The organism is Streptomyces roseochromogenus subsp. oscitans DS 12.976, from assembly GCF_000497445.1.
In the GTDB taxonomy this organism is placed as follows: Bacteria; Actinomycetota; Actinomycetes; order Streptomycetales; family Streptomycetaceae; genus Streptomyces; species Streptomyces oscitans.
The window spans coordinates 1,856,435-1,864,840 of the sequence record NZ_CM002285.1; the positions used below are offsets into that span (position 1 = coordinate 1,856,435).

The window sequence follows — 8,406 nt, forward strand, 5'->3', positions numbered from 1 at the left end:
GAGGCGCGGATGCGAGCGCGGGCAGTTGTCGGGCCGTGCCCTTCCTCACCGGTGTTCGTCGTCGTGACGTGTGTCGACACCTCCTTGCCGATGCTCCGCGCCAGACGCCGCTCGCGGTGGCCGCCCGCTGCGCGCGCAAGCCCCGCCGGGGGTATCGGCGGGGGTTCGTCGTCGTATCCCGGTCGCGAGCACGGTGCGCCTGCGACCGGGTGTGGGTGCTACCGGGACTCGTCCTGATGGGACAGCTCGAGGTCGAAGCCGGTGACGCCGGTGCCGTCCAGGCGCAGCGATGCGGCGACCGGGGCGTAGCCGCTGGCGATGACGGTGTACTCGCCGCTGTCCAGGTCGGTGAAACCGTAGGCGCCGTCGGAGCCGGTGATCGTGGTGCCGACCGCATTGCCGGCCGAGTCCAGCAGGGTGACCTTGGCCTCGTCGAGAGGGTCGCCGGTGGCTGCGGTGACGACGCCGCGCAGCCGGGCGCCCGGTTCGAGGCGGATCTCACAGGCGTCCATGGCACCCGGGATGACGTCGGCCGAGAGGGCGGCCGGGCGGTATCCGGGCGCGTTCACCACGATCGTGTAGCCGCCGGGGACCAGGTCGGCGAGCGCGAAGGCGCCGTCGGCGGCCGAGGTTCCGGAGGACACGACCTCGCCTCGCACATCCGTGGCGACCAGCAGGGCTTCTGCCAGCGGGTGTCCGTCCACGGCATCCCGGACCGACCCGGTGAGGGCGACGGTGCCGCTGAGCGCGAGGTTGCACTCGACCGGCTCGTCGCCGACCACCACCGTGACGGCCTGCGGCTGCCGGGCACCGGCGGCGCCGATCAGCACATAGGTGCCGGGGCCGGTGACGGCCAGGTCGTAGCCGCCGTCCTCGCCGCTGACCGCGCGGCCGAGTTGCCGTCCGCCCACGTCGATCAAGGTGATCACGGCCTGTGGCACCGGTGCGCCCGCGCCGTCCAGCACCCGGCCGCGGACGCCGTGGCGCGGGGCGCCGGGCACGGGAACGAACCGGTCGGCCGCCGGGGCGGAGTCGGGCCGGCGCCCGGTGGGTGCCGGTTCGGCTGCGGTGTCTTCCATGGCGGCAAGTTCCACGGCGGGAGACTCGGCGGCTGCGGTCGGGGCCGGCTCCCGTGCCGAGCCTCCGTTCTCCTCCGCCGCCCGCGCCTCCAGTCCGGAGACCTGGCGCAGCGGCACCTCCTTGGTCCACACGGCGACCAGGAAGCCCAGGACCATCACGGCGGCCGCGATGAGGAACACGAGCTGCATCGAGTCGGTGAAGCCGGCCTTGAACGGCTCGGCCAGGCGCGGGTCGAGCCGCTGGATGAACGACGAGTCGTCGAGCACGCCCGAGCCGCTGCCACCGCTCGCCCCGGGGTGCTTGAACATGTCCAGCACCGGCGCGTTGGCGGGGTTGGCGCGCACGGACGGGTCATGGAGCGCGGCCTGGAAGGCGGGCGTCCCGGCGGCGGACCGGAAGGCCGAGCCGATCTTGTCACCGACGGTGCTGAACAGCACGGAGAGGAAGATCGCGGTACCGGCGGTGCCGCCCATCTGCCGGAAGAAGGTCGCCGACGCGGTCGCCACGCCCATGTCCTTGGGTTCTACGGCGTTCTGTACGGCCAGGGTCAGGATCTGCATGCATCCGCTGAGGCCGATGCCGAACAGCGCCATGTAGGCCATGGTCTCCGGCAGCGCCGTGTTCCACTGCACCCGGTAGTGGAACAGCAGCATGGCGGCGATGATCAGCAGCGAGCCTATGACCGGGAAGATCTTGTACTTGCCGGTCTTCTGGATGATGCCGCCGACCACGATGGTCCCGGCGATCATCCCGACCATCAACGGCAGCATCAGCAGGCCGGACCTGGTGGGGCTGACGCCCTTCACGATCTGCAGATACAGCGGGACCATCATCATCCCGCCGAACATGCCCATGCCGATGATCACGGACAGCAGGCTCATCTTGCTGAACACCGCGCTGCGGAACAGCCGCATCGGGATCAGGGCCTCCTCGCCCATGGCCCGTTCGACGAAGACCCATGCGATCAGACCGACCACACCGACCGCGTAACAGGCGCAGGCCTTCGTGGAGGTCCAGCCCCAGGACTGGCCCTGCTCGGCCACAAGCAGCAGCGGCACCACGCCGATGGCGATGGTGAGCGCGCCCCACCAGTCGATGCGGTGGTCGCGGCGGGTGTGCGGGAGGTTCAGCACCTTGGCGACGACGAACAGCGCGATGATGCCGACCGGCACGTTGACCAGGAACACCCAGCGCCAGCCGGCGATGGTCAGGATGCTGCTACGGCCCGCCAGGAAGCCGCCGATCAGCGGGCCGAGCACGCTGGAGGAGCCGAACATCGCGAGCATGTAGCCCTGGTACCGGGCCCGTTCGCGGGGCGGGACGATGTCACCGATGATCGCCAGCGCCAGGGACATCAGACCGCCCGCACCGATGCCCTGGAAGGCCCGGAAAGCGGACAGCTCCGTCATCGAGGTGGCGAACGAACAGGCCGCCGAGCCCGCGATGAAGATCGTGATGGCCGCCAGGAAGAAGGGCTTACGGCCGTAGAGGTCGGACAGCTTGCCGTACAGCGGTGTGCTGATGGTGGAGGTGATCAGATACGCGGTGGTGACCCACGCCTGTGCGCTGAGGCCGTGCAGATCGTCCGCGATCGTACGGATCGAGGTGCTGACGATGGTCTGGTCGAGCGCCGCGAGGAACATCCCCAGCATCAGGCCGCTGAGGATCGTCATGATCTGACGGTGTGTCAGCTTGCCGTTGGCCGGCGACGTCGACCCGGATATCGCTTCGGTTCCCCCGCGGGCCGGGGATGCGGACGTGGTCATGCGTGCGGATCTCCTTGCCTCGCCTCACCGCCCGGGCGCCGCCCGGCTTTCGAGGCTCATATCTGTGCGGTCCACCAGGTCGCCGTCGAGACGCTTCACCGGTCCCCGACGGAGGAGCTTCACCAGCGTCCGGTCGAGGAGCTTGTTCGGCCCCCCGACGTGCGAGCACATGGCTCCCTCTCGGCCTCTCTGACGGCCCGCGCCGATCATCACTTACGTTCCGTTGCTTGCGGCTACCAACTGAGTGTAGGTCCTTGCGGGGACAAGGCTCCATCACCCCCGTCCCGACCACCGAGGCCGGCGGCGGATCATCAGGGCGTGACCAGCCAGCCGATCACGCCGGACAGGCCGGACAGGGCGAACCCGACGCCGCAGGCCGTGAGCAGCCGGCGCAGCATCCGCCCGGCCCCGGTGACCACAACGCCGCGCCGATCCGGCTGCCCAGCCGTGGGATCGCGATGGCGAACGCACCGCACAACAAGGTCAGGCCAAGGACGAGGGCCGCCACGCAGGCGCAGATCCCGGCCGGCCGTCCGGCGGTCGGGGCCACCCCGACCAGGTAGCAGTGGCCGCTCGCGTCCTGCTGGACGGGCAGCACCGTCCCCTTCTCGCAGGACTCGTCGATGGCAGCGAACTGGTCCACCGCCTGGTGATCGCCGGAACGGAAGAAACCGAAGCAGTCCGTGTCGCGCTGTTTGCCCGTGCCCGAGGTGTAGCGGCTCTCCATCGTCAGCAGCCCCGGGGTGCCCGACACACGCGTGGAGTACTCACCCACGCTCGGCGCTGCTCGCGCGGAGACCCCCACCGCCGCCGGGCCCGCCCTCGGGGCGGACGACGGGAGTTCGACGACAGGGCCTAGAGGTCGTCCGATGTGCCGAGGCCCGTGAGTGCGCCTACGGGGTCCAGGTCGGGCGTGCCGCGGGGCCACCAGTCGTCCTGGCCGGGCTCCGACTCGTAGGCGTACCACAGGCCGTCCTGGCCGAGGCGGAGCTGGACGTGGCCGCGTGGGTGGGTGAGGCGGTTGCGCCAGGGGCGGAACGCCGGGAGGTCGGCGGCGAGCAGCAGCGGGCGGGCCCGGTCGAAGCGGCCGGCCGGCGGGTCCCACGCCTCCTCCAGGACGGCCAGTCCCGCGAGCCCGCCCTGGCGCCAGGCCGCGACGGCACGCGCGAGGTCGCCCGGGGTGCGGCCGACGGCCGTGGCGAGCGTGGCGTAGAGCGTGCGGGTGGTGGCCGTCAGGCCGGAACCGGGGCGGGCCGCGGCCAGCCGCACCGCGTCCTGCCACAGGGACAACTCGCCCACCAGGTCCTGTCCGGTCGCGAGCAGCGCATGGGCGCGGGCGGCGGCGTCGGTCGCCAGCTGGTCCAGCGCGAACGGGTCCGGGCCGCCGGGCGCCGCCGGATACACCGGTGGCTGCTCGGGGTGCGGAGGCGCCGGCAACGGCAATGGCAGCGGCGGGAGTTGGCGTGGGGCGAGGGCGTCGGTGGCGCGTACGCCGGGCAGGGAGCCCGGCTGCCGTTCCTGGGCGGCGCGGGCCGCGCGAGCGGCACTGCGCCGGGACAGCGCGTCGACCAGGTTCTTCTCGCTACGGCCGCGCAGCAGGAGCAGCACGAACGGGTCGGCGTCGAGCAGCCGTGCCGTCTGGTAACAGAGCGCGGCAGCGTGCTTGCAGGGGTGACCGGAGTCGGGGCAACTGCAGCGCGGGGCGAGGTCACCGGGGCCGGGCAGGAGAGGGACCCCGCAGTCGGCCAGGGACTGGGGCAGCTCCTTGTCGAGCAGCGCGGCGATGTGCCCCGGCCGGCCGGCGGCCGCGTCCAGGAACCGCGCCCAGTCCTCGTCCTCCAGCGTGCGGACCCGCACCTGCACCCGGTACGGGCGGGGCCGGCTCCCGCGCACGTACGCCAGCACGAGCCCCGGGGTCACGGTGATCGCGTCGACATGGCCCTGGTCGGCATAACCGCGGCCCCGTGCCACCCTCTTGGCGTCCAGCGCACCCTGCTCCAGCGCGTCCACCCATGCGTTGCCCCACCAGGTCGCGGCGAATGCCGTGCCCTCGGCAGTGGCCTCGCGCGGCGCGAACCCCGGGAACGTACGTCTCAGTTCGGTGTCGCGGTGAGGGGCGGCCATGGTGGCGGGCAGGTGCGGGGACGCGGTGGCGGGCGCGGGGGCCGGGTGGTCCGGTTCGGTGCGGTCGGCTGCGTCGCCGATGGTCCCCGGGGGCTGTGTCCTCTCCTCCTCCGAAGTGTCGGAATCCGGGGTGTCGGACTCCGCGGTGTCGGACCCCGTCGGCATCCGGAAGGCGTTGGCCAGGTAGTACCGCATGTCCCGGGCGGCCTTGACACGGGCGTCCCGGGCGTCTGCTCCGGGAGCGGATGACATGCGCGGCCCAGGGGCGGGTGACGTGGGCGGCGCGGGGGCGGCGGAACTCCCGCTCGCGCGCGGGGCGCGCCCGGCACGGGGTTCGGCCATTCGCTTGCCCCGTGCGGCAGCCTCCGCCGCCTCTGCCTCGGCCTGCAGTGCCTCCCGCCGGGCCGCGCGCAGCGCTTCCCGGGCCACGTCAGCGGGACGCCCGCCCTGCATGGCAACTGGACGGGCCGGGCCAGCCGGAGGCACGGGGTGCTCGTCCTCGGCCGCGGGGATCACGTCGGACGGTGCGGCTGCGGCTGCGGCTGACGGTGCGGTGACGGTGGCCCTGAGTGCCGCCCGCGCCGCGTCGGCGGGCCTCGGCCCGGTGCCGGCCGGGCGTTCCACCGCGAGCTCGGCGGGGTCCGCCGGTGCCTGCGACGGTCCATCGGCCTGTGCGAGGAGTGCCGGTTCCCCAGTGTTCTCCGGTGCCTGCGTGCGTCCGTCGGCCTGTGCGAAGGCTGGGGCTTCCCCAGTCCCCTCCGGTGTCTGCAGCCGGCCGCCGGCAGGTACGAAGGCTTCCGCTTCCTCGGCCCTCTCCCGTGCCTGTGCGCGCTCGGTCCCAGCCCGTTCCCGTGCGGCCCGGAGGGCGCGGCGAGCCGCGTCGGCGGGGCGTGCTGGGGTGCCTGTCGTGGGATGCTCCGGCGGGAGACTCATGGCGTCCTCCGGTGGGAGAGTCATGGTGTCCTCCGGAGGGAGACGAGGTCGGACAGCTCGCGGTCGGTCAGTTCGGTGAGGGCCGCCTCGCCGGAGCCGAGGATGGCGTCCGCGAGGGCGCGCTTGGCCGCCAGCATCTCGGCGATGCGGTCCTCGACCGTGCCCTCCGTGACCAGGCGGTGGACCTGGACGGGCTGGGTCTGGCCGATGCGGTACGCGCGGTCGGTGGCCTGCTCCTCGACGGCCGGGTTCCACCAGCGGTCGAAGTGGACGACGTGGCCCGCGCGGGTGAGGTTCAGGCCGGTGCCGGCGGCCTTCAGGGAGAGCACCAGGACCGGGGTCTCGCCACTCTGGAAGCGGTCCACCATGCGCTCGCGCTCCGGGACCGGGGTGCCACCGTGCAGCAGGTCGACCGGGATCGCGCGGGCGGAGAGGTGGGCGGTGATGAGGCGGGCCATGCCGACGTACTGGGTGAAGACGAGCGCCGAGCCGTCCTCGGCCAGCAGGGTGTCCAACAGCTCGTCCAGCAGGGCGAGTTTGCCGGAGCGGTGGGCGAGGCGGTGGGTTTCGGTCGCCTCCTTCAGATACAGCGCCGGGTGGTCGCAGATCTGCTTGAGGGCGCCGAGCAGCTTCAGGACCAGGCCCCGGCGGGCGATGCCCTCGGCGGTTTCGATGGCCAGCATCGACTCGCGCACCACCGCCTCGTACAGCGCGGCCTGTTCCCGGGTGAGCGGGACCGGGTGGTCTGTCTCGGTCTTGGGAGGCAGTTCGGGCACGATTCCGGGGTCGGACTTCTTGCGGCGCAGGAGGAAGGGGCGGACCAGGCGGGCGAGGCGGTCGACGGCTGCGCTGTTCTCGTCGGCCCCGCCGTTCTCCACTGCGCGGGCGTGGCGGGCGCGGAAGGACTTGAGGGGGCCGAGGAGTCCGGGGGTGGTCCAGTCGAGCAGGGCCCACAGTTCGGAGAGGTTGTTCTCGACCGGAGTGCCGGTGAGCGCCACGCGCGCGGGTGCCGGGAGCGTGCGCAGCGCCTTGGCCGTGGCGGAGTACGGATTCTTCACGTGCTGGGCCTCGTCGGCGACGACCATGCCCCAGGGTTGGTCGGCCAGGCGGGCCGCGGTGGAGCGCATGGTGCCGTACGTGGTGAGGACGAAGCCGCCGTCGAGACCGTCCAGAGTGCGATCGGGGCCGTGGAAGCGGCGGACCGGCACGCCGGGCGCGAAGCGGGTGATCTCCCGCTGCCAGTTGCCGAGCAGGGACGCGGGGCAGACCACGAGGGTCGGCTCGCGGCGGGCGCGCTTCAGGTGCAGGGCGATGAGGGTGACGGTCTTGCCGAGGCCCATGTCGTCGGCGAGGCAGCCGCCGAGACCGAGGGAGGTCATGAGGTCCAGCCAGGCGAGACCGCGCAGTTGGTAGTCGCGGAGGGTGGCGGCGAGGCCCGGGGGTGGGTCGGCCGGGTGCAGGCCTGCCATGAGGCGGTCGCGCAGGGCGGCCAGGGCGCCCACAGGGACGGCTTCGACGGTCTCGCCGTCGACGTCGGCGGTGCCGGTGAGGGCGACGGACAGCGCGTCGACCGGGTCGAGCAGGCCCAGTTCGCGCTTGCGGGCCTTGCGGACGAGGGCCGGGTCGACCAGCACCCAGCGGTCCCGGAGTCGTACGACCGGACGGTGGGCTTCGGCGAGGGCGTCCATCTCGGCCTCGCTGAGCGGCTCTCCGCCGAGCGCCAGCTGCCAGCGGAACTGGAGCAGGTCCTCGCTCTCGAAGAAGCCGGTGCCGTCGGTCGCCGAGCCGGGTGCCGGGCGGACCACCGCGGCGGCCGTCAGATCGCGGGCCAGGTCCCGGGGCCAGTGCACGGCGACCCCGGCGGCGGCCAGCCGTGCGGCGCCGATGCCGAGCAGCTCGCCCAGCTCCTCCTCGGACAGGGCGAGGACGTCCGGCACCTCCTGCTCGGCGAGCCGGTCCAGGGGCGGCCAGACGCGGGCCGCGCGCCGCACGGCAAGGGCGGCGTCCACGCGCGCGCGGGGTCCGAACGCCGTGTCGGCCTCTCCGGCCCACAGGGCCGCCGCATCGGTCACCAGGGTGGGGTCGGCGAGGCTGTGCACCTGCACGATGGCCGCTCCGGCGTTCCTTGGGCCGGTCGCCTGCGGGGCGTGCCCCTTCGGCTCCCTCTCGGCGGCACCCGCGCCGTCATGCGTGCCGGCGTCGAAGACGTCGTACGCCGAAAGGTCCAGGCGCAGTGAGATCCGTACGCCCGCGTCCATGCCGGCGGCGACCTCGGCCGCCCACTCGTGGGCCTGCGGCAGGGCCACGGGCTCCCGGGCGGCGAAGGGCCGGCCGGAGGTGTGCGGGGCGGCCGGGGTGCGGGGCAGGGTGTCGGCGACCGCGTCCAGGAAGGAGCGGACCAGGGCCTCCGGCTCGGGCAGCCGGAGCGGGCCGGGGTCCGGGAGCGGCACGGCGTGGCCCTCCGGGGGCAGAGCTGCGGCCACCGCGCGCAGGTGCGCGATGT

General features: G+C 73.3%; 4 protein-coding genes. All 4 read right to left on the reverse strand.

Going from position 1 to position 8,406, the window contains the following annotated elements; all coding sequences use genetic code 11:
* Nucleotides 1-218: 218 nt before the first annotated feature.
* Entirely contained in the window at nucleotides 219-2,846 is a 2,628-nt protein-coding gene (locus M878_RS58110) for an MFS transporter (RefSeq protein WP_023545714.1), read from the reverse strand.
* Nucleotides 2,847-3,180: 334 nt separating this feature from the next.
* Complete coding sequence (locus M878_RS58115; protein WP_023545716.1) at nucleotides 3,181-3,621, reverse strand: hypothetical protein; 441 nt, start codon at nucleotides 3,619-3,621, stop codon at nucleotides 3,181-3,183.
* A gap of 80 nt (nucleotides 3,622-3,701) precedes the next feature.
* On the reverse strand, nucleotides 3,702-5,903 hold the full coding sequence (locus tag M878_RS99665; protein WP_245238379.1) for an SWIM zinc finger family protein: 2,202 nt from the start codon (nucleotides 5,901-5,903) through the stop codon (nucleotides 3,702-3,704).
* A gap of 20 nt (nucleotides 5,904-5,923) precedes the next feature.
* Nucleotides 5,924-8,406: DEAD/DEAH box helicase (locus M878_RS58125; RefSeq protein ID WP_023545718.1), on the reverse strand; the 2,483-nt coding region annotated here is incomplete at its 5' end.

What these genes read in the sequence shown, in the direction of transcription:
- M878_RS58110 (WP_023545714.1), bottom strand. Translation starts at nt 2,846, where the DNA reads ATGACCACGTCCGCATCCCCGGCCCGCGGGGGAACCGAAGCGATATCC.
- M878_RS99665 (WP_245238379.1), bottom strand. Translation starts at nt 5,903, where the DNA reads ATGAGTCTCCCGCCGGAGCATCCCACGACAGGCACCCCAGCACGCCCC.